This is a genomic window from Paraburkholderia sp. UCT2 (assembly GCF_014397665.1).
Lineage (GTDB): Bacteria > Pseudomonadota > Gammaproteobacteria > Burkholderiales > Burkholderiaceae > Paraburkholderia > Paraburkholderia tuberum.
This window is the reverse complement of sequence record NZ_VZQO01000055.1, coordinates 1-19642: the sequence shown is the minus strand read 5'-3', so window position 1 is coordinate 19642 and position 19642 is coordinate 1. Positions and strand designations below refer to the sequence as shown.

Below are 19642 nucleotides of genomic sequence, written 5' to 3'. Positions count from 1 at the left end.
ATGAGGGTTATTTGTACATGGTCTGGTTCTTCGTGCCCGGTGCGTACTCGCGCGGGTCGACCCAGATGTTGACCACCGCCGAGCGGCCGGTGCGATGAATCGCTTCGCGCGCACGCTGTAGCGCGCTCGCGATCTGCGCGGGATCGCGCACTTCCTCGCCATAGCCGCCGAGCATTTCGGCGAATTTGCTGAACGGCACGTCGCCGAGCAGATTGCCGACGTTGCCGCGTTCTTCGCCGTATTTGGCAAGCTGGCCGTAGCGGATCTGGTTCATCGCCGAGTTGTTGCCGATCACCGCGAGATACGGTGCGCCGAAGCGGTTCGCGGTTTCCATGTCGAACGCGGTCATGCCGAACGAGCCGTCGCCGTAATAGCAGAGCACTTCCTTGTGCGGGTGCGCGAGCTTCGCCGCGAGCGCGAAGCCAGTGCCGACGCCGAGCGAGCCGAGCGCGCCGGGGTCCATCCACTGGCCGGGGCGGCGCGGGCGCACCGCTTGCGCGGAGATCGTCACGACGTCGCCGCCGTCGCCGATATAAACGGTGTCGTCGGACAGGAACTCGTTGAGTTCGTACGCGACACGATACGGATGAATCGGCGTACTGTTCGAGCGGAACAGCGGCATCAGTTTTTCGGTTGCGCTCGCTTCGGCGTCGCGCAACTGCGCCATCCATTGGCGGCGCGCCTGACGCTTGTCGTCCTTGATACGACCGCTCGCGGCCTGCAGCACCGCGGCGAGAATCGCGCCCGGATCGCCGACCAGACCCAGATCGATATCGCGATTCTTGCCGACGGTTCGATAGTCCATATCGATCTGCACCAGCGTCAATTCCTTGTTGATGCGTCGGCCGTAACCCATGCGGAAATCGAACGGCGTGCCGACCACGATCAGCACGTCGGCATTCGCAAACGCCTGCGAACGCGTGCGATCGAAATGATGCGGATCGCCCGGCGGCAGCAGCCCGCGGCTCGCGCCATTGAAATAGCCGGGAATCTCGATGCCGCGCAGCAGCGCGATCGCTTCCTCGTGACCGCGCGCGGTCCACACCTGCTGGCCGTACAGGATCGCGGGGCGTTCCGCATCGACGAGAATGTCCGCCAGTTTCTCGATGTCGCGCGGGTCACCGATCGATTTCGTCGACGCGCGATAGCGGCCCGGCCGCGGCACGATCGCGCGCGACGCGTCGACTTCGCGGTCGAGCACGTCGCGCGGAATTTCCAGGTAGGCGGGACCGGGCGCGCCGTTGAAGCATTCGCGCGCGGCCATCGAGATCATGTCCGCGACGCGCTCGGTGCTCGACACGCTCGCGGCGAACTTCGTGATCGGCGCCATGATGTCGACGTGCGGCAGGTCCTGCAGCGAGCCCATCTTGTGCTGCGTCAGCGCACCCTGCCCGCCGATGTGCAGGATCGGGCTTTCCGAGCGGAACGCGGTCGCGATGCCGGTCACCGCGTTCGTGCAGCCGGGGCCGGCGGTCGTCACCACGCAGCCGAGCTTGCCGGTCTGGCGCGCGTAGCCGTCGGCCGCGTGCGCGGCGACCTGCTCGTGGCGCACGTCGATGATGCGGATGCCTTCGTCGACGCAGCCGTCGTAGATATCGATGATGTGGCCGCCGCACAGCGTGAAGATCGTGTCGACCCCCTCGTTTTTCAGCGCCTTTGCGACCAGATGGCCGCCCGACACGACGCCCGCGTCGCGGGTCTTCTGCTTGAGCGTGTCGTCGGCGGTCGTGGTGGCCGTGGCCGGACTCAGGGATGAAACAACTGCAGACATGGTCATCTCCTCATCAATCGGATGTGCAACGGTTATCGACGGATGCGTCCGCTTCGATATACGTCCGGTTGCACCGACGTCTCACGGCTTCGAAGAGACCGTATGTGATATATCACATTTCTTCAAGGCCAATTTCGAGACATAGACGGCGCGAAGTTTGTGCTGCTCGAGCTTGCCAGCCGCAGCTTTGCGCCGAATCTACAAGGCTCTGCGGCAGTCATTTAAAGGGAAAACACCAGGTCGTGCGTTACACCGGTCCTTGTTGATATATCACATACCATATTTTTAAGACCGTCAAGCAAGGTTATCCCGCAGCGCGGCGGCGACCTCGTTTTGTTTGCCGTTCGCCGCCGCGCGACCTGTGCATCGCTCGAAGTGCGCGCACGCAAAAAAGCCCGCGGTGCTTGCACACGCGGGCTTTTCGCAATCAGCAGCCAGGCAGCGTCTACGCCGCCATCAATCGAGGAAATCGCAATTGGCTTCGACGAACGCCGCGAGATCGAGCGAATGCTGGCGCGTGAGCCGCTCGGCGAGTTCGGTGTCGCGCTTTTCGAGCGCCTCGATGATGCGCAGATGATCGACGATGGAGCGCGCGGCCCGGTCGCTCTGCGAGATGGTCATGCGCCGGATCGCGCGCACGTGGATGAAGATGTTCTTGATCGTGTCGAGAATGATCTGCGACTTCGACAGCTCGACGATCGCCTGATGAAACGCGATGTTCGCGTCCGAATACTCGGCGATATGCTCGGCCGGCATCGTGTCGCGGAAATTGTCGAACATATGGCGCAAGCGGCCGATTTCCTCGTCGGTCGCATGCAGCGTGGCGAGCCGCGCGGCCATGCTTTCGAGCGCGGCCCACATCTGGATCATCTCGACGATTTCGCGTTTGCTCTTGCGCACGATGTAGATGCCACGCCGCGGCACCATGCGCAGGAAGCCTTCCTGCTCGAGCAGCGTCATCGCTTCACGCACCGGCGTGCGGCTCACGCCGAGCGATTCGCTGAGCACGCGCTCGTCGAGACGGATTTCTTCGCGATTCTGGTAGATATCCGCGTCGGCGATTGCCTGACGCAGCATCGCATAGGCCTGATCGCGCAAGCTCGCACTCGCGCCGATTGGCTGCAACGACAGGGTCAAGGGGGTGGCCACTGTTTCAGTTGGAAGTTCTGACGACATTCATCGCCTCTGCTTGAACACGCGCGCGATTCGGCGCCGCCGTTTTGCCGCGCTGCTCGCCCAGACCCACGAAGCGGCCATGTTGCGATGCAGGTGCAGCGACCGATTCGGGAATCCAGTCGGTCAGCAGAACGGTGGCGGCACAGCCCAACCCAACGACGGCCATGGCGAACAGCGCAAGAGGCACGAATTCCACGTGTAACTCCGAATGATTGAGAAGATTGATCCCTCAATCATATGCTGCAACGCCGCATTTTTCAATATTCGGTATGTAGTATATCAATGACTGTTGTTTTTAAGATTGCTTTCACGTTAGCACGCCGCGCGCTGCGTGGGTTCGCCACATCATTCCCCGCGACGGTTCTCCGTGGCGCTTGGTGTAAACACGCAAAACGCGCGCTATTCGCGCAGCCGCGAGCGATGATCGCGCATTTTCTCCATCACGCGGATTGTGAATTCCGGGTCGCGTCATTAACCTTCCGGACATTCCCTGCGCGGATCGATCGCGTCGAAAGCCTTGCCCGGGCGGCGCGATCGATTAAAGCACATATCACATTGAAGGAGACTCGATGAGCACCACCCACCCGCAGGCCACAGTGGCCACTCACCGCAATGCGCGCAGTCAGGCTCGCAAGGCCGCGCTCGGCAGCTTTATCGGCGCCGTGGTCGACTGGTACGACTTCCTGTTGTACGGCATCGTCGCCGCGCTCGTGTTCAACGCCGAGTTCTTCCCGAACGTCGGCCCGGCGATGGGCACGCTTGCCGCGTTCGCGACCTTCGGCGTCGGCTTTCTGTTCCGGCCGCTCGGCGGCTTCGTGTTCGGCCATTACGGCGACCGGCTCGGACGCAAGCGCATGCTCGTGCTCACCGTGATGATGATGGGTCTGTCGACGGCCGCGATCGGTCTGCTGCCGGGGTTCTCGACGATCGGCTGGTTGGCGCCGGTGCTGCTCGTCACGCTGCGCGCAATCCAGGGGCTTTGCGGTCGGCGGCGAATGGGGCGGCGCGGCGTTGATGGCCGTCGAAAGCGCGCCCGAGAAAAAGAAGGCCTTCTACAGTAGCGGCGTGCAGGTCGGCTACGGCGTCGGGCTCGTGCTGTCGACGGGACTCGTCGCGCTGATCAGCCGCTCGATGGACAACGCCGCGTTCCTCAGCTGGGGCTGGCGTCTGCCGTTTCTGTTCAGCGTCGTACTGGTGCTGATCGCGCTGTGGATCCGCTCGAGCATGGAGGAATCTCAGGAGTTCGTCGAGAAAGTCGGCCAGCATGGCGAGCGCCGTGTGCGCCTGCCGATCGTCGAAGCGCTGCTGCGCCATCCGAAAGCCTTCCTGCTGATCATCGCGCTGCGGCTCGCCGAGCTGTTCACGATGTACATCGTGACCGCGTTCGCACTGAGCTACTCGACCACGAACCTGCATATGCCGCGCGAGTTTTTCCTGACGATCGGCTTCGGCGTCGGCGCGCTCAGCTGCGTGACGATTCCGTGCTTTGCCTGGCTCGCGGATCGCTTCGGCCGCCGTCGCATCTATATGATCGGCGCGCTGGTCGGCGTGTTCAGCGCGGTGCCGTTCTTCCTCGCGCTCGAAGCGCGTTCGACAGTATGGATCGTCGTGTTCGCGGTGATGCTTGCCAACATCGCGCACGACATGGTCGTCAGCGTCCAGCAGCCGATGTTCACCGAGCTGTTCGGCACCGAGTACCGCTATAGCGGCGCGGGTGTCGGCTATCAGGTGGCGAGCGTGGTCGGCGGCGGATTCACGCCGTTCATCGCGGTCGCGCTGGTCAGCTTCGCGGGCGGCTCGTGGCATCCGGTGGCCGCGTATCTGGCGATCGGCTGTCTGATTTCGGTACTCGTTGCAGCACGCATGAAGACCGGGCGCAAGATCGATTGACACCGGCGGAACTCGCCGTCGATACACGACGGGCCGGCGCGGCGAAGAAGCCGCGCCGGCCCGTTTCTTTTTGTGCCGCGCGTCGTGCGCGGCTCGCTTATTGGCGAATTTGCATAGTGGCTCTAGTCGGAAGTACGGAGCAACCGGCTCTGAGCGTCCCACGATTTGCACGATCGCGTGAAGAATACCCGCCTTTCACCAGGTTCACACCTTATGTCCGCCCGATTCATATTGCGAAGCCATCGTCCACGTCCTATTGTCGAGCCAGGCACGATTTTGGGTACGTGGATCCAGGTCATATGAAATAAAAGTACATATAGCGATGACGCGACGGCGTGCGCAAATTACACTCCGCCGCCTCAAGGTATATGCACGAAGCGCCGATAAACAGAACAACTGTAAGGAGACCCACTTATGAGTAGCATCAGCGAGCCGGGCGGCCAACGAGGCTCAGCCCCATTTTTTTCCAAACAGGCCACCGTCGCACAGCCCGGCTTTTCGCGCTGGATGGTGCCCCCCGCGGCGCTCGCCGTGCATCTGTGCATCGGTCAGGCCTATGCGTTCTCGGTATTCAACGGACCGCTGACCAAAGTGATCGGCATCACCCAGTCCGCGCCCGATGACTGGTCGCTGACCGCGCTCGGCTGGATCTTTTCGCTCGCGATCGTGTTCCTCGGTTTGTCGGCGGCATTCGCGGGCAAATGGCTCGAACACGTCGGTCCGCGCCGCACCATGTTCACGGCAGCATGCTGTTTCGGCGGCGGGTTCCTGGTGTCCGCGCTCGGCGTCTATCTGCATCAGATCGTGCTGCTATATCTCGGTTACGGCGTGATCGGCGGGATCGGGCTGGGGCTCGGTTATGTGTCGCCGGTGTCGACGCTGATCCGCTGGTTCCCGGACCGCCGCGGCATGGCGACCGGCATGGCGATCATGGGCTTCGGTGGCGGCGCGATGATCGCGGCGCCGTTGTCGGTCGCGCTGATGAACCACTTTCATAGCGCAACGAGCGTGGGCGTCGCGGAGACCTTCGTCGTGCTCGGCATCGTCTACTTCATCTCGATGACGATCGGCTCCCTCGCGATCCGCGTGCCGCCCGCCGACTGGAAGCCGGCCGGCTGGACGCCGCCCGAAGTCACGCAGCACCGGCTGATCTCGCGCAACCACGTGCATATCGATCAGGCGTTGAAAACACCGCAGTTCTATCTGATCTGGTTCGTGCTGTTCCTGAACGTGACGGCCGGGATCGGCGTTCTCGGCCAGGCCTCGGTGATGATCCAGGAGAGCTTCAAGAACACCGTGACGGCGTCCGCTGCGGCCGGCTTCGTCGGATTGCTGTCGCTATTCAACATGGGTGGACGTTTCGTGTGGTCGTCGGCATCGGACTGGATCGGTCGCAAGAACACCTACGCCATCTTCTTCGTGCTCGGCGCGGTGCTCTACTACTTCGTGCCCAGCTTTGCCGCGAACGGACAGATCGCGCTGTTCGTGCTGACGTACTGCATCATCCTGTCCATGTACGGCGGCGGCTTCGCGACGGTGCCGGCCTATCTCGCCGACATGTTCGGTACGGCGTTCGTCGGCGGCATTCATGGACGGCTCCTGACCGCGTGGGCGGCGGCGGGTGTAGCGGGTCCGGTGCTTGTCAATTACATCCGCGCATATGAAGTCGCGAACGGTGTCGCCAAAGCGGACGCGTACACGATGACCGTGCACATCATGGCCGTGCTGCTCGTGATCGGCTTTATCTGCAACCTGCTGGTCAAGCGTGTGGATGAGAAGCACCACATGACCGATGCACAAGTCGCCAAGGGCGCGTGAGGAGATCCGTATGTCGACCGTTCAAACCGTACATCCGACCAACAAGGTGATGCTCGCGGTGTTCTGGGTGTATGTGATGATTCCGCTTGCCTGGGGGGTGATCAATACGCTGACGCAGGCGATGAAGTTGTTCAAGTGATGACCTGATGGGGTGCGCACCCCGGCCTGGTTGAGGGGCGGGGTGCCGATAGCGCGCCCCGCCGCAGTCTCCCCTCACCGCCCCAACCCACTATGCGCGATCTGCTGCTCGACGAACTGCGCAAACAACGCATGCATGTGCGTCGTCGGATGCAAATCATCGGCGAACATGTAAGTCTGATCCGCATTGGCGCTCACGTAGGTTGCCGGCGAACATAGCAGCGCGGTGTCATCGGGCGTTTTCTTTGGATCGCAGGCCTGCCCGGTATTCGACACGGTAAAACCGTTCGCCTGAAAGCTTCCGATGACCTGATTCGTCCACGTGTACGAATCGACCTCGATCACCTTCGACTGCAGCCCATCGGTTTGCAACGCGGCGTTCAACGTAGCGTTGAAAAGCTGCGACAGCTGCGTGAGGTTCGCGCCACCATCGGCCGAAGCGAGCCCCTTCGGCGACAGCCCGATGTTCGGCAGATTGATCACCACCACATGCGCGCCGCCGTTCTGCACGATCTGCCCGACGAGCTGGGCGAGCGTCGTGGCCGCCGCCTGCACGATCGGCGCCGCGGCGGGCAGGTTGCCGGCGCGGAGCACATCGTTCGCGCCCACCCACACGAGCACGAGCTGATTGGCGTTGAAGCTGCCGTGAGCGCTCAGATAGCTCGACAGTTGCTGATTGACAGGCATTTCGATGTTGCCGATGACGTCGCTCAGATAGTCGTACTGGTTCGCCGGCGTCGCCACCGTCGAGCCGCCTTCCGCATAACCGAGGCCGCTCTGCGCACTCAGCTTATGCGTGAAATCGATCGTGAACGCGGCGCTGAGCGTATCGCCGTAGTATTGCGCGACGTCCTGGGCCCACACCTGGCCGGGATTGGTCGTGAAACGCCCGCCTCCCACCGCGCTCGCGAGCGGCGCATAAGTCCCGACGTCCGACAGGCTGTCGCCGAACGACACGACCTGCAGCTTGACGCCGCCAGCCGGCTCGGCCGCCGTGCTGCCGCCGCTACTCGACCCGCCGCTGCCGTTACCGCCCCCGCCGCAAGCCGAGAGCAGCACGATCGACATGGCAAAAACTACAGCGCGGACCTTGTCATTTATGCCTCGCATTTGCTCCTCCTCGCCGGGCGGGCCAGCGGTGTCGAGTGCCTCACGTGCGTGGTCGGTACCGGAACGGTACCTGACCGCACGGGGCTCTTCAAACAAGCATCGCGTATGCCCAGCGAGGAAATGCGGCCCGCTCAAAGCCTCTCGAACACCACCTCCTGCGCGCCTTCCCACAGCACCTTCGTGCCGAGCTCGCGCAGTTTTTCCTTGCCTTCGACGATCGTCAGAAAATGATTGCCCGCGAGTTGCCCCATCTTGCTCGCGAAACAGCATGAGCCATATGCGAGGATGATCTCGGTCTCGCTATAGCCGCCCGGATAGAACAGGATGTCGCCGACCGATGGATGGCTCGTGTGATTCTCGAAGCCGACCGCGACGCCGTCGTTCTCGAGCTTGAATTCGCCGAGCGGCACCCAGCAGCCCTCACCGCTCCAGCGCACATGTATCAGCTTCTGCCGGTACGGCAGCAGCTTCAGGAACGCGGCCACGGTCTGCGGCGCATCGGGATGGGTTTCGGCGATGAAGGCGTGGCCGCAGGCGGTCATCTTGAGTCGGGTCATGGCGCGTTATCCGGTATGTGGGGTTCAAAAGCGGTTCGATTCTGTCGTCCGATGCAAGGTTTCGACAGATACAGTTGTCGGCGCCGCGGTCAGTCCAGTTAGACCACGCCCGATCGCGGGCAGCCGGCCGAACCGCGAAGCCTTGCGCCACGTGCCATGCCAGTTTGCACCGCGCGCCGCCACGAAAGTTCGTAGTTTGCAAGCCGCGCAATGCAAAGCACACTGCGCAAGTGCGTGATTCCGACTGTAGAAGGCGAGCCGTTACGGCGTGCGCAGGCAAGCATGAGCCGGCGTGCATCTCAAGCGCGCAGCCGGTAGGCGAGCGGCGTCGCACCATAGCCACGCTTGAACTGCACGGAGAAATGACTGGCATTCTCGAAGCCAACTTCGAGCGCGATTTGCAGCACGGTTCGATCCGTGGCGCGCAGCAGCCTCGCCGCTTCCTCGAGCCGCAAGCGCGTCACGAACTGATGCGGCGTCTCCCCGGTCTCGCGGCGAAACACCCGGGCAAAATGAAAACTGCTTAGGCCGGCCTGCTCGGCCAGTTCGGCGATCGCCAGATCTTCGGCGAGATTGGTGCGGATGTACTCGGTCACTCGGCGAATCCGGCGCGGCACCAGCCGTTCGGGCCGCGTCACGCCGCCGCGCCGCGCGTCGTTGCCGCTCGAATAGTGCTGCAGCAGATGCGCGACGAGCGCGTGAGCCAGCGTATCGACATACAGACGCGAATCGGCCGGATCGCGGGCGGCGCGATGCAGCGCGGCAAGCATCGCGGCGATCAGCGGATCGTTGAAGCGCATCGCGTCGCCGAGCGACAGTTCACGCGACGCGTCGAGCCCCATCTGTTGCGCAACGCTGTCGATCAAATCGCGCTCGATGTGCACGTGCAACGTAGACAACGGCTCGTCGCTGATCGAATGCCAGCGCCACGAGATCGGCGTGGGCGGCACGAACCACAGGTCGTTCACGCGCATATCGGCGCTTTCCCAAGCTCCGCCGAGGTTGCGTTCGAGATGCTCGGCGCCGCTCGCGAGCGTCATCAGCGTGAAGTCGCGCAAACCGGGCGCTTCGAGCAGGTCTTGCCGCACCGGCTCGAGATACGAGCGCAGCACCAGATGCCGCCACTCGCGATCCACGCTCGACACGAGTCGCTGGCCGGCCATGTAGCGGTCGTAGGCGAGCGTCGTCGTGAGCTTGGGAATTCGTGCCATCACATCCCCTCGAAGGAGGTGCCGTATGGAAGGAGAAACGCCGCCGTACCCGTATTGCCGGTCCACTGTCAGCGCAAGATCACAAAAATGATAGCAAGGAACCGGCTACCGACATTTCACGAAATCGCTAATCATTGAGGTTGTCGTCTTTCACGCGTTTAGAACGCCGGAGCTACCGTTTCATGGAACATGAATGCGATACGCTGCCGCAATGGCTGACCGGCTCGCCGCAAGGCGAAGCCGGGCACGAGTCGGCAGCACACCCGAGAGCGGCATCCGCCCAACCGGCTTACCCGGCCGGCGCGCGGCACGCCGCGCAATCAGCCCACGCGGCTGAAGCAGTGAAGATGTCTCCCCGCACCGCGAATGGTGCGGGTCGTAGTGGCTTTCTGACTCTGTTCACCGAGGAAGAAATCGGCACGCCCTCGCCCGCGGCGGGGCGGGCCGCGCCGCTGATCGGTCCGCTCGGACGGTTCGGCAGCGCGCAGGACCGCATGGAGTTCGTGCGTCGGCGCATCAGGCAATTGGGCTTCGACTCGTTCAGCTATACCGCCACGCGCACGTCTTCGCATCACAAGACGATGTTCGTGTTGACGAGCTACGAGTCGCAGGCATGGCTCACGCGCTATTTCCGCGAGCGCTATTTCGAGCTCGATCCGCGCGTCGCGCTCGCGTCGCCGACCGGCATGCCGTTTCTGTGGAATACCGCCGACCTGCGCGCCGATCTGCCGCGCGCGCAGCTGCGCAGCGAGCGGCTCGGCGCGCTGATCGACATGCTGGAGGCGACCGGCCGCAAGAGCGGCATTCTCACGCAGATGCCGCTGCCGGAGCCGGAGCTGAGCGCGAGCCTGTGCTTCAATTCGGAGATAGGCAACCCGCGCTGGATGACCGAATCGATCGTCGCGGAAACGCTGATGTTCGCGCACTCGATTCATGAGTTCATCTGGATGCACGCGAAAAGCGTGATCGGCATCGCGCCCGCGCAGCAGCAGCGCGTCGCGCTCAGCAAGCTGCAGCACGCGGTGCTGAAGGCGGTCGTGCAGGGGCAGCGCGACAAGGAAATCGCGTATTTCCTCGGGCTGTCGCCGCATAACGTCGACTATCATCTGCGGCGCTTGCGGCAGCTGTTCAACGTGCGCAACCGCGTGCAGTTGATCAATGTCGCGCAGGCGTATCTGTTGTAGTCGGCGTCTGCGCGTATCGATGAAGAGGGCGCGACGGCTTTTCGCTGTCGCGCCCTCTGCCAATCGCGCGGTCTTATCAGCTTTTCAAGCGATAGCCGGTCCTGAAGATCCAGCCGACGATCACGAGGAACACCGCGAGGAACAGCAGTGTCATGCCTAGACTCAGGCCGACGCCGACGTCGCCCAACTCGTAGAAGCTCCAGCGAAATCCGCTGACCAGATAAACGATCGGATTGAACAGCGTGACGGCGCGCCAGAACGGCGGCAGCATGTCCACCGAATAGAAGGCGCCGCCGAGAAACGTGAGCGGCGTGACGATCAGGAGCGGCACCAGTTGCAGCTTCTCGAAGCTGTCCGCCCAGATGCCGATGATGAAGCCGAGCAGACTGAACGTGACGGCCGTCAGCACGAGAAACAGCACCATCCAGAATGGATGCATGATCTGCAACGGCACGAACAGCGCGGCGGTCGCGAGAATGATGAGCCCGAGCAGGATCGACTTGGTGGCCGCCGCGCCCACATAGCTGACGACGATCTCCAGATACGATACGGGCGCCGACAGCAGCTCGTAGATCGTGCCCGTGAAACGCGGGAAGTAAATCCCGAACGACGCGTTCGCGATGCTTTGCGACAGCAGCGACAACATGATCAGACCCGGCACGATGAACGCGCCGTAGCTGATGCCCTCCACTTCCTTGATACGCGAGCCGATCGCCGAGCCGAACACGACGAAGTACAGCGACGTGGAAATCACCGGCGCGATGATGCTTTGCATCAGCGTGCGCCACGTGCGCGCCATTTCGAACTTGTAGATCGCGCGCATTGCGTAGATGTTCATGGGTTCCCCCGAAGCAGACTGACGAAAATGTCTTCGAGCGAACTCTGCGTGGTGTGCAGGTCCTTGAAGCGGATACCGGCGTCGTCGAGCGATTTCAGCAGCGCGATGATGTCGGTGCGCCCGCCCTCGCCTTCATAGGTGTAGGTCAGTTCGTTGCCGCCGCTCGCGACCGCGAGCCCGTAGCCGGCGAGCGAAGCCGGCACCGTGTCGAGGGGGCTCTCCAGTTGCAGCGTCAACTGCTTCGTGCCGAGCTTGCGCATCAGCTCGGTCTTCTCTTCGACCAGCATGATTTCGCCCGCGTTGATCACGCCGATCCGGTCGGCCATCTCCTCGGCTTCGTCGATGTAATGCGTGGTCAGGATGATCGTCACGCCGCTCGCCGCGAGCGAGCGCACGAGCTTCCACATGTCGCGCCGCAGCTCGACGTCGACGCCGGCGGTCGGTTCGTCGAGAAACAGCACGCGCGGCTCGTGCGACAGCGCCTTCGCGATCAACACGCGCCGCTTCATGCCGCCCGACAGCGTAATGATCTTGTTGTCGCGCTTCTCCCAGAGCGACAGGTCGCGCAGCACTTTCTCGATGTAAGCGGGGTTCTTCGGCTTGCCGAACAGGCCGCGGCTGAACGACACGGTGGCCCAGACGGTTTCGAACGCGTCCGTGGTCAACTCCTGCGGCACGAGGCCGATCAGCGAGCGAGCCGCGCGATAGTTGGAGCCGATGTCGTGGCCGTCCACCGTCACGCCGCCTTCGCTCGCGTTGACGATGCCGCAGACGATGCTGATCAGCGTGGTCTTGCCCGCGCCGTTCGGCCCGAGCAGCGCGAAGATTTCTCCACGGTGGATCGCCAGATTGATGTTCTTCAGTGCCTGAAAACCGCTGGCATAGGTTTTCGACAGATTCTTGACCGAAACGATTGGCTGCATGGACTCGATGATGGCCGACACCGCTGTTGAATGACAGGAAACGGCGCGAAGGAACGCGCCGCATCCGCAATGTAATGGAAAGTGCGAAAGCGTGCAGCGCACGCGAGCGGACGAACAGATCGTGCGGTTGCGGCGCTACGTGCGCGAAAAGGCGGTGGCGCTCGGGCTGTCGGCTCGTCGGGCGTGAGCCCCGGCTTGGTCCGCACGCTTTGTTGCGCGGCTCGCCGGCCAAACAGGTGCTGCGACGACTCAGACCTCAGGGCTGCGCACAGACAAAACTACTCGCCAGATTTACATTGCCTCGGCCGAGATAGCGCGGAAACCCGGGATAGCGGCACAGCGGCCGCGAGCGTCCATTCGTCGCCGCAGCGAGATCTGTGGCCATCAGCGTTTCGGGCGCGACGCCGCGCGTGACCCACGCGTCGAGCGCGCCGAGCAGATCGACCGATGGAATGAACACGCCGTTGCCATGCTGAAACCCCGGCACCATGTACAGCCGCATGAAGCGATCGACCTCGTCCTTGCCGAAACGCGCGACTAGCGCGTCGTGATATGCGATCGTCTGGTTCGGGCTGATCACTTCGTCGGCGAGACCCTGCAGCGTGATTAGCTTGCCGCCATGCGCGATGTAACGCGACAGGTCGGGGTTCATCGCGCCGATCGTGCCCGACAGCGCGATCAGTTGCGCGCGATATTTGCCGGGGCGTTGCGGATCGAACGTCAACGAATCGAAGTCCGCATCGCGCGCGACGAAGTAGCGCAGATAGCCGTCGCCTTGCGCGAACAGATAACCGTTCGCATAGAACGTCGGCACCGGCTGACGCCGCGGCTGATGCGCGAGCCCGAGCGCGCCGGTCAGTTGCGTGCCCTGGAACACGTTGTAGCCGCGATAGCCGCTCACGTCCCACGCGAGCCGATACGGCAGCGACAGCCCGTCGCGCATCGCCAGCAAGGTGGCCAGTTGCGCGTCGGTCAGACACGCATCGTCAGATGAAAGGCGCAGCGCGCAACGCAGCGAATCGACAATTTGCGCTTCGTGCGCGCGACATGCTTCGACGTCGCTGACGATGCCGTCCGCCATGCCGTCGAGCCGGTCGCATACCTCGAGCGTGCGTTGATAGACGCGTTCGAGCAGCGCCGGCGGCACGAAGCCGCCCGGCGTACCGTACTCGGCCTGGCCGAGCTTCACGCCGATCAGCCGCACGCCGGAAAAATTCAGCGCGGGCGCATTGGCGATCACGCCGTCGTAGTCGTCGGGGAAGCGCTGCAACACCGTGTAGCCTTCGCGGCCCCCCGTCGAGCCGCCGGCAAAATACATGCGCTGCGGCGGCCTGCCGTACGCGTGCGCGATCAACGCGAGCGCGACGTCATGGGTTTTCTTCAGATGCGCGTAGCCGAAGTTCGTCACCGCTTCATCGACGAGACCAAACGCCGCGAGCGACGAATCGCCGACATGCCCCGAGTCGTCACCGAACGTCGCGTAACCTTGCGCGAGCGGCGCGCGATCCGGCGAGAACGGCATCACGCCGGTGCCGCTGACAACCACGCCGTTGTACCCGCCGCCGCCGATCTGCAACGCACGGCCATTCCAGCGACTCGGCAGATTCAGATCGAAGCGGATGTCGGGCGTCGTCCGATTCAGCGCCTTGATGCGGCCCGTGATGCGGCAATACTCGCCGCCTTGCTGATTGCCCGGCGCGGTCGCACCGATCATCGCCGCGCTTTCGATCAGCGCGCCGGCCGTCGGCATCTCGATCAATTCGGGCGACAGCACCGCGCCCGCGAACTCCGCGCAGTGCATCGCGAACGGCGTCTCTTTGGCCTGCGCGGCCGTGCGATGCATCGCGAGCCACGCGAGCACGACGACGCTCATCACGGTTGCGAGTCCAACGAGCTTGCGCGTCGTGCGCATCGTGGTCGTGATGCGCACGACGCGCTCGCGTCGTGTCATCCGCAACCCGCGCCATTCGCCTGTGCGCCCGACTGCTGCCCTTTCCAGCCGCTCCAGCCGCGCGCGATCGTCAGCAGCGCGCCGATCGCCGCGAGGTCGCCGCCGAGCCCGACCAGCACCGCGCGAAAACCGTGAAACGTGTGCGGTGTCGCCGTGTCGATGATCAACGACACCAGCGTGCCGGTGACGAAGCACACGAGTCCGGTGCGCCCCACCGTCACGACGGCGGGCAGCCGCCTCGCTAGCCACGCGATACTGCCCATCCGCACGAACTGGGCGGCGAGCCACGCGATGACGATGAAATTGATCACACGTTCCACTGAAAGATTCTGCTTGTGCGTGCCGGGCAAAGGCTGCGTCAGCACGAAAAGTTTGACCATCGCGAAGCCAAGCACCGCGACCACCGCGACGCGCGTGAGCCACTGCGCGGTATAGCTCGCATGAAAACGTTCGCTGATCGGCTGGATGCGGCACAGCATACCGAGCACGAACATCAGTTGCCACGCAAACGGATTAAAAGCCCAGTCGGCGACAGCGTCAATGCTGAATAACGCGGCGAGCGGCCGCGCGACGACCCACACCGCGACGCTCACCGCGAGCGCGAGCGATGCAGAGCGGCGCGCGAGCGGCACCATCACGGGCACGCATAGCGCGAACAGCACGTACATCGGCAGCACGCTGGATAGATACGGTTGCCGGCGCAACAGCGCGATATCGAATGCCTGACGCCATGGCTGCAACGCGAACGGCGGCCAGCCGGTCATTTCTACCATCGGCCGATTCAGATCGAGCAGCGCGAGAATCGCGCCGGACACGAGCGTCAGCATCGCCGTCAACAGATACGCGCGATAGATCTCCCCGCAGCGTTTGAGGAAGCGCAGCTGCGCCGCGTGTTCGCCGCGATGCGCAAGCACCGCCGTATACGCCGCCGCCGATGCATAGCCGCCGAGAAACACGAACACCTCGGCCGAATCGCACAACGCGTACGCGTGCAGCATCAGATGCGATAGCGTGCTACCGGGAATGTGATCGAGCACGATGACGATCAGCACGATACCGCGAAAGAAATCGACTTCGACCGATCGTCCACGGCCACGGCCTGGGGTTTCCATTCGTCTTCTCGAAGAATACGCGCTGGCGGCACGCAAGAACGTCAATGGCCACGCATCAGCGGGTGCGATCCTGAACGCACGCAGGCTTTCTTATCGAGCTTCGGTCCGATCCGTCAGCACTTCGCGCTCAAGCGAAGGCCGGCATGACCAGCCGGATGGCGGGCTGTTCGCTAAAGGGATCGGTGGCTGGCGGAAACCATGTCGCACTCCTGTCCTCACCTAACCGCTTGACCACAGTTGGGGCTCTGCGGCGTGCACGGCAGAAGTATTTGTGACGTTGCGCGGCGAGCCTTACCTGCTGTGGCGCGCTGTTGATCAACACGGGACTGAACTCGATATCTTCATGGAGGATGGCGGCTCTCAGCGTTCTTTCCCGCTCGAGAAACTCCAGCTGCAGGCGAGTCTGCCGGAGAGCGAAATCGGTATAGCGATCCTCGACGTAGTCCGTGACCGTCGATTTCAGCACAACGCCGGTCAACAGCACCAGGACAAACGAGACCGCGACGCCCGCGCCCATGACGAGCGTCCGCTGATAGCGGTTCAGCCTGCTCGGCTCATCAACGCGTGAGTCGCCGTTGAGCGTGTGAACCACGCGTCCATGCCTGCTGGAATCTGTGCTCTGTGATGGCATGGCGGACCTGAATCAGGGACGCAAGGAATGATTTCCGCATCATACGGCGATTCCGACTCGTTGCGTGTTTGATGTCGATTGAGCCGCCTGTGGCGGGCGGCGTTGCGGTTTGCGCCTGTCCCCGCCTTCACTTCTGGTCGTCGCCTGTTACGTGAAGCTCGACTGAAACCCGTTCGGCGCGCGGTTGCACTCGTCAGCGCAAGCATTGGCGACGGGCATCGCTGAACTGTTGACAGTTGATGAAACACATAGGGCACCCTTTCCACTATCTGCCGTCCCGTCAAGATTTCTGACCTTGCCACGCTCTCCGCGTTAGCAGGCAGTGCCGCCATCTCAAGCGCTGCAGCGCTCAAATACCGGCCCGCGATTCGGACCGGTCCTATTTTTATCCAATCTCAAAAATATAGACTGAACCCAGTTACAGAGATTTAGCAAAGGCCTGCCCCAGATTGACTCGGCAGAAATCTGGCCGATTCTTACTGCGGCCATGAGCTTTCTGGATCGTCATCGCCCCCGTTTTTGCAGCTGATATCGAACAGCAAGAAATGGCAACGGCGATTTGGCATTAGTTCGCATACCTCAGTTCTTTTTCAAACTTTAAAAGGAATCATGTCATGAACAAGTCCTATGTCAGCATCTGGAGTGAAGCCCTTGGGTCGTGGGTGGCTGCATCCGAGCACACTGCACGTCGCGGCAAGCGCAGCAAGTCACGCTGCGTGATGGGTTGCATCGGCGTAGCCTTGGGTGTGATTGCCGGCTACAGTGGGAATGCTGCTGCTAAAGTTGCGAACCCTATTGGCGCCTATGGCAACATTGCTATTGACAATTCGACCAGCACCGCCGTCGCTGCTTCTGCCAGCACTCCTGGATCGATAGCGATTGGTGCTGGTGCAAACGCTAAAGGCGACGTTAATTATGACGGTAGCTCGGCCATTGCCATCGGCGATTCAGCCGAGGCGAACGGGGGTGGCACGATTGCGCTCGGCGAAATGGCCGTTGTCAACGGTGATCGCTCGGCAGCTTTCGGCCCAGCTTCAACCGTGAGTGCCTCAGATTCTGTGGCGCTCGGTTTCGGGAGCACGGTCACCGCGACCAATAGCGTAGCTTTGGGCGTGAATTCGGTGGCCGACCGGGCGAATACGGTGTCGGTAGGCACGTCCACCGGCCAACGCCAGATTGTGAACCTGGCTGCAGGTACCCAAAGTACGGATGCTGTCAACCTGAGCCAGCTCGGCGGAGTGGTGAATGCGCTAGGCGGTGGGGCGGCGATCGAGTCGGACGGCACGATCAGCGCGCCGAGCTACAGCGTGGGCGGTACGACGGTCAACAACGTGGGTGACGCGTTTGCCAACATCGACGAAAGCGTGCGCCGCAACGCCTCATTGATGGATAACCTCAACGATGGCCTAGTGATGATCCACAACATCGCGCTCGACAACAGCAAGGACATCGCGATCAACAAAGCCGACATCACGAAGATGAGTGGCGACATCACGAACGTCACCAACAGCCTGAACGACGGCACGATCGGTCTGGTGCAGCACGACGCAGCGACCCGGAACATAACGGTGGCCAGGGATCTGGACGGCACGACGGTGGATTTCGGTGGCACTGAGGGCGCGCGCACGCTGAGCGGCGTGAAGGCCGGTGCGCTGAGCGACACCAGCACCGAAGCGGTGAACGGTTCGCAGCTGTACGCCACGAACCAGCAGGTGGACCAGAACACCAACTTGATCACCAGCCTGGACGACCAGGTGACGAATATCGGTGGCCAGGTCACCGACGTGTACGAGAAGGGCACGAAGTACTTCCACGCGAACTCGACGGGTGAGGATTCGTCGGCAGTGGGTCAGGATTCGGTGGCGATCGGTATGGGCGCGGTGTCGAACAACACGAATGATGTGGCGCTGGGCGCCTCTGCCACGGCCAGCGGGGGAAACTCGACTGCAATCGGTAATCGCGCTCAGGCGGCAGCCGCCTACGCCACTGCGCTTGGTCAGGCGGCGGCTGCAAGCGGGTTCGTCGCAACTGCGATCGGTTCGTCCGCTGAGGCGGCAGGCGACCACGCCACTGCGGTTGGTGCAATGGCTGATGCGGCAGGCGCCTCAGCCACTGCGATCGGTACGTCCGCTCAGGCGGCAGGCGGCTGGGCCATTGCGATCGGTTCGCACGCTCAGGCGGCAGGCATAGATGCTATTGCGCTTGGTGCGTACGCTGCTACGACCGTGGATAGGGCAACGGCACTGGGCGCCGATGCTTCTGCAACGGAGAAGGGCTCGGTAGCGCTGGGCGCAGGCTCGACGACGTCTGCGGCGGTGGGCACCAGTGGAGCGACCATCGGCGGGACGGATTATGCGTTCGCCGGTGCGAACCCGGCGAGCACGGTGAGCGTGGGCAGCGCAGGTAACGAGCGCACGATCACGAACGTGGCCGCAGGCCGCCTGAGCGCGACGAGCACGGACGCGGTGAACGGTTCACAGTTGCACGCGACCAACCTGAGCGTGACGGCCAACGCGACGAACATCGCGGCCAACACGGCTGCGATCACCAGCATCGACGGCCGCGTGACCAACGTGGAAGGCTCGGTCACGAACCTGACGCAGCAGCTGGACGGCGGCAGCGTCGGCCTGGTGCAGCAGGACGCGACCAGCAAGGCCATCACGGTGGCCAGGGACCTGGACGGCACGACGGTGGACTTCGGTGGAACTGAGGGCGCGCGCACGATGAGCGGCGTGAAGGCCGGTGCGCTGAGCGACACCAGCACCGAAGCGGTGAACGGTTCGCAACTGCACGCGACCAACCAGAACGTGACGGCCAACACGGCCAGCATTGCGGCCAACACGATGAACATCGCCGACAACGCGACGAACGTTGCGGCCAACACGACGGCGATCACCAGCATCGACGGCCGCGTGACCAACGTGGAAGGCTCGGTCACGAACCTGACGCAGCAGCTGGACGGCGGTAGCGTCGGCCTGGTGCAGCAGGACGCGACCAGCAAGACCATCACGGTGGCCAGGGACCTGGACGGCACGACGGTGGACTTCGGTGGCACCGATGGCGCGCGCACGCTGAGCGGCGTGAAGGCCGGTGCGCTGAGCGACACCAGCACCGAAACGGTGAACGGTTCGCAGCTGCACGCGACCAACCAGAACGTGACGGCCAACACGGCCAGCATTGCGGCCAACACGACGGCGATCACCACCATCGACGGCCGCGTGACCAACGTGGAAGGCTCGGTCACGAACCTGACGCAGCAGCTGGACGGCGGTAGCGTCGGCCTGGTGCAGCAGGACGCGACCAGCAAGACCATCACGGTGGCCAGGGACCTG

General features: G+C 63.0%; 14 protein-coding genes and 3 pseudogenes. 7 read left to right on the top strand and 10 right to left on the bottom strand.

Annotation, left to right across the window (positions count from 1 at the left end; all coding sequences use genetic code 11):
* Positions 1 to 7: 7 nt before the first annotated feature.
* The 3 genes from F6X39_RS31285 to F6X39_RS31275 all read right to left on the bottom strand — a co-directional run bounded on the left by F6X39_RS31285 (position 8) and on the right by F6X39_RS31275 (position 3143).
* Positions 8 to 1771, bottom strand: coding sequence for a thiamine pyrophosphate-binding protein (locus F6X39_RS31285; protein WP_187619451.1), 1764 nt, complete (start codon positions 1769 to 1771; stop codon positions 8 to 10).
* 456 nt (positions 1772 to 2227) lie between these two features.
* Positions 2228 to 2947: a GntR family transcriptional regulator gene (locus F6X39_RS31280; RefSeq protein ID WP_187619450.1), complete on the bottom strand. Its 720-nt coding sequence runs from the start codon at positions 2945 to 2947 to the stop codon at positions 2228 to 2230.
* Entirely contained in the window at positions 2925 to 3143 is a 219-nt protein-coding gene (locus F6X39_RS31275) for a hypothetical protein (protein WP_184010619.1), read from the bottom strand. Before F6X39_RS31275 ends, F6X39_RS31280 begins: the two co-directional genes overlap by 23 nt.
* Before the next feature lie 373 nt (positions 3144 to 3516).
* On the opposite strand from F6X39_RS31275, the pseudogene shiA reads away from it, so the two are divergent.
* The 3 genes and pseudogenes from shiA to F6X39_RS31260 all read left to right on the top strand — a co-directional run bounded on the left by shiA (position 3517) and on the right by F6X39_RS31260 (position 6794).
* Positions 3517 to 4837 (top strand): annotated as a pseudogene (gene shiA / locus F6X39_RS31270) (shikimate transporter).
* A 414-nt stretch (positions 4838 to 5251) separates the two neighbouring features.
* Positions 5252 to 6655 (top strand): OFA family MFS transporter, encoded by a 1404-nt coding sequence (locus F6X39_RS31265; protein ID WP_187619449.1) that lies wholly within the window; start codon positions 5252 to 5254, stop codon positions 6653 to 6655.
* 10 nt (positions 6656 to 6665) lie between these two features.
* The gene (locus F6X39_RS31260) at positions 6666 to 6794 is read left to right on the top strand and encodes an oxalate:formate antiporter (RefSeq protein WP_090809263.1); all 129 of its coding nucleotides are present in this window, start codon (positions 6666 to 6668) and stop codon (positions 6792 to 6794) included.
* Between the two features lie 74 nt (positions 6795 to 6868).
* Here the strand turns inward: F6X39_RS31260 and F6X39_RS31255 are convergent, their stop codons facing one another.
* The 3 genes from F6X39_RS31255 to F6X39_RS31245 form a co-directional block, all read right to left on the bottom strand.
* The gene (locus tag F6X39_RS31255; RefSeq protein WP_187619448.1) at positions 6869 to 7903 is read right to left on the bottom strand and encodes an SGNH/GDSL hydrolase family protein; all 1035 of its coding nucleotides are present in this window, start codon (positions 7901 to 7903) and stop codon (positions 6869 to 6871) included.
* Between the two features lie 131 nt (positions 7904 to 8034).
* Positions 8035 to 8460, bottom strand: coding sequence for a DUF3830 family protein (locus F6X39_RS31250; RefSeq protein WP_018424716.1), 426 nt, complete (start codon positions 8458 to 8460; stop codon positions 8035 to 8037).
* A gap of 299 nt (positions 8461 to 8759) precedes the next feature.
* Complete coding sequence (locus tag F6X39_RS31245) at positions 8760 to 9671, bottom strand: helix-turn-helix domain-containing protein (protein WP_187619447.1); 912 nt, start codon at positions 9669 to 9671, stop codon at positions 8760 to 8762.
* Positions 9672 to 9853: 182 nt separating this feature from the next.
* On the opposite strand from F6X39_RS31245, the gene F6X39_RS31240 reads away from it, so the two are divergent.
* The gene (locus F6X39_RS31240) at positions 9854 to 10855 is read left to right on the top strand and encodes a helix-turn-helix transcriptional regulator (protein WP_187619446.1); all 1002 of its coding nucleotides are present in this window, start codon (positions 9854 to 9856) and stop codon (positions 10853 to 10855) included.
* A gap of 76 nt (positions 10856 to 10931) precedes the next feature.
* Here the strand turns inward: F6X39_RS31240 and F6X39_RS31235 are convergent, their stop codons facing one another.
* The 4 genes from F6X39_RS31235 to F6X39_RS31220 form a co-directional block, all read right to left on the bottom strand.
* Positions 10932 to 11693, bottom strand: a complete 762-nt coding sequence (locus F6X39_RS31235; protein ID WP_184037297.1) for an ABC transporter permease — start codon at positions 11691 to 11693, stop codon at positions 10932 to 10934.
* The gene (locus tag F6X39_RS31230; protein WP_187619445.1) at positions 11690 to 12616 is read right to left on the bottom strand and encodes an ABC transporter ATP-binding protein; all 927 of its coding nucleotides are present in this window, start codon (positions 12614 to 12616) and stop codon (positions 11690 to 11692) included. The genes F6X39_RS31235 and F6X39_RS31230 overlap by 4 nt, the downstream gene beginning before the upstream one ends.
* 256 nt (positions 12617 to 12872) lie before the next feature.
* The gene (locus F6X39_RS31225; protein WP_187619444.1) at positions 12873 to 14567 is read right to left on the bottom strand and encodes a tannase/feruloyl esterase family alpha/beta hydrolase; all 1695 of its coding nucleotides are present in this window, start codon (positions 14565 to 14567) and stop codon (positions 12873 to 12875) included.
* Positions 14564 to 15679 carry an OpgC domain-containing protein gene (locus F6X39_RS31220; protein WP_187619443.1) on the bottom strand — a complete coding sequence of 372 codons (1116 nt, stop codon included), beginning with the start codon at positions 15677 to 15679 and terminating at the stop codon, positions 14564 to 14566. Before F6X39_RS31220 ends, F6X39_RS31225 begins: the two co-directional genes overlap by 4 nt.
* A 66-nt stretch (positions 15680 to 15745) precedes the next feature.
* Here F6X39_RS31220 and F6X39_RS31215 point away from each other — a divergent pair.
* From F6X39_RS31215 to F6X39_RS31205, 3 genes and pseudogenes are all read left to right on the top strand, one after another.
* Positions 15746 to 15814, top strand: a pseudogene (locus F6X39_RS31215) (transposase); the annotation flags it as partial.
* 127 nt (positions 15815 to 15941) lie between these two features.
* Positions 15942 to 16023: pseudogene (locus F6X39_RS37125) on the top strand (IS6 family transposase); the annotation flags it as partial.
* Positions 16024 to 16924: 901 nt separating this feature from the next.
* Positions 16925 to 19642, top strand: a 2718-nt coding sequence (locus F6X39_RS31205; protein WP_262414879.1) for an ESPR-type extended signal peptide-containing protein, incomplete at its 3' end; no start/stop codon positions are given.

Excerpts from the sequence above, each read along its gene's own strand:
- F6X39_RS31220 (WP_187619443.1), bottom strand. The coding sequence starts at position 15,679 with ATGGAAACCCCAGGCCGTGGCCGTGGACGATCGGTCGAAGTCGATTTC.
- F6X39_RS31250 (WP_018424716.1), bottom strand. The coding sequence starts at position 8,460 with ATGACCCGACTCAAGATGACCGCCTGCGGCCACGCCTTCATCGCCGAA.
- F6X39_RS31285 (WP_187619451.1), bottom strand. The coding sequence starts at position 1,771 with ATGTCTGCAGTTGTTTCATCCCTGAGTCCGGCCACGGCCACCACGACC.
- F6X39_RS31245 (WP_187619447.1), bottom strand. The coding sequence starts at position 9,671 with ATGGCACGAATTCCCAAGCTCACGACGACGCTCGCCTACGACCGCTAC.
- F6X39_RS31265 (WP_187619449.1), top strand. The coding sequence starts at position 5,252 with ATGAGTAGCATCAGCGAGCCGGGCGGCCAACGAGGCTCAGCCCCATTT.
- F6X39_RS31225 (WP_187619444.1), bottom strand. The coding sequence starts at position 14,567 with ATGACACGACGCGAGCGCGTCGTGCGCATCACGACCACGATGCGCACG.
- F6X39_RS31230 (WP_187619445.1), bottom strand. The coding sequence starts at position 12,616 with ATGCAGCCAATCGTTTCGGTCAAGAATCTGTCGAAAACCTATGCCAGC.
- F6X39_RS31280 (WP_187619450.1), bottom strand. The coding sequence starts at position 2,947 with ATGTCGTCAGAACTTCCAACTGAAACAGTGGCCACCCCCTTGACCCTG.
- F6X39_RS31235 (WP_184037297.1), bottom strand. The coding sequence starts at position 11,693 with ATGAACATCTACGCAATGCGCGCGATCTACAAGTTCGAAATGGCGCGC.
- F6X39_RS31255 (WP_187619448.1), bottom strand. The coding sequence starts at position 7,903 with ATGCGAGGCATAAATGACAAGGTCCGCGCTGTAGTTTTTGCCATGTCG.
- F6X39_RS31240 (WP_187619446.1), top strand. The coding sequence starts at position 9,854 with ATGGAACATGAATGCGATACGCTGCCGCAATGGCTGACCGGCTCGCCG.
- F6X39_RS31260 (WP_090809263.1), top strand. The coding sequence starts at position 6,666 with ATGTCGACCGTTCAAACCGTACATCCGACCAACAAGGTGATGCTCGCG.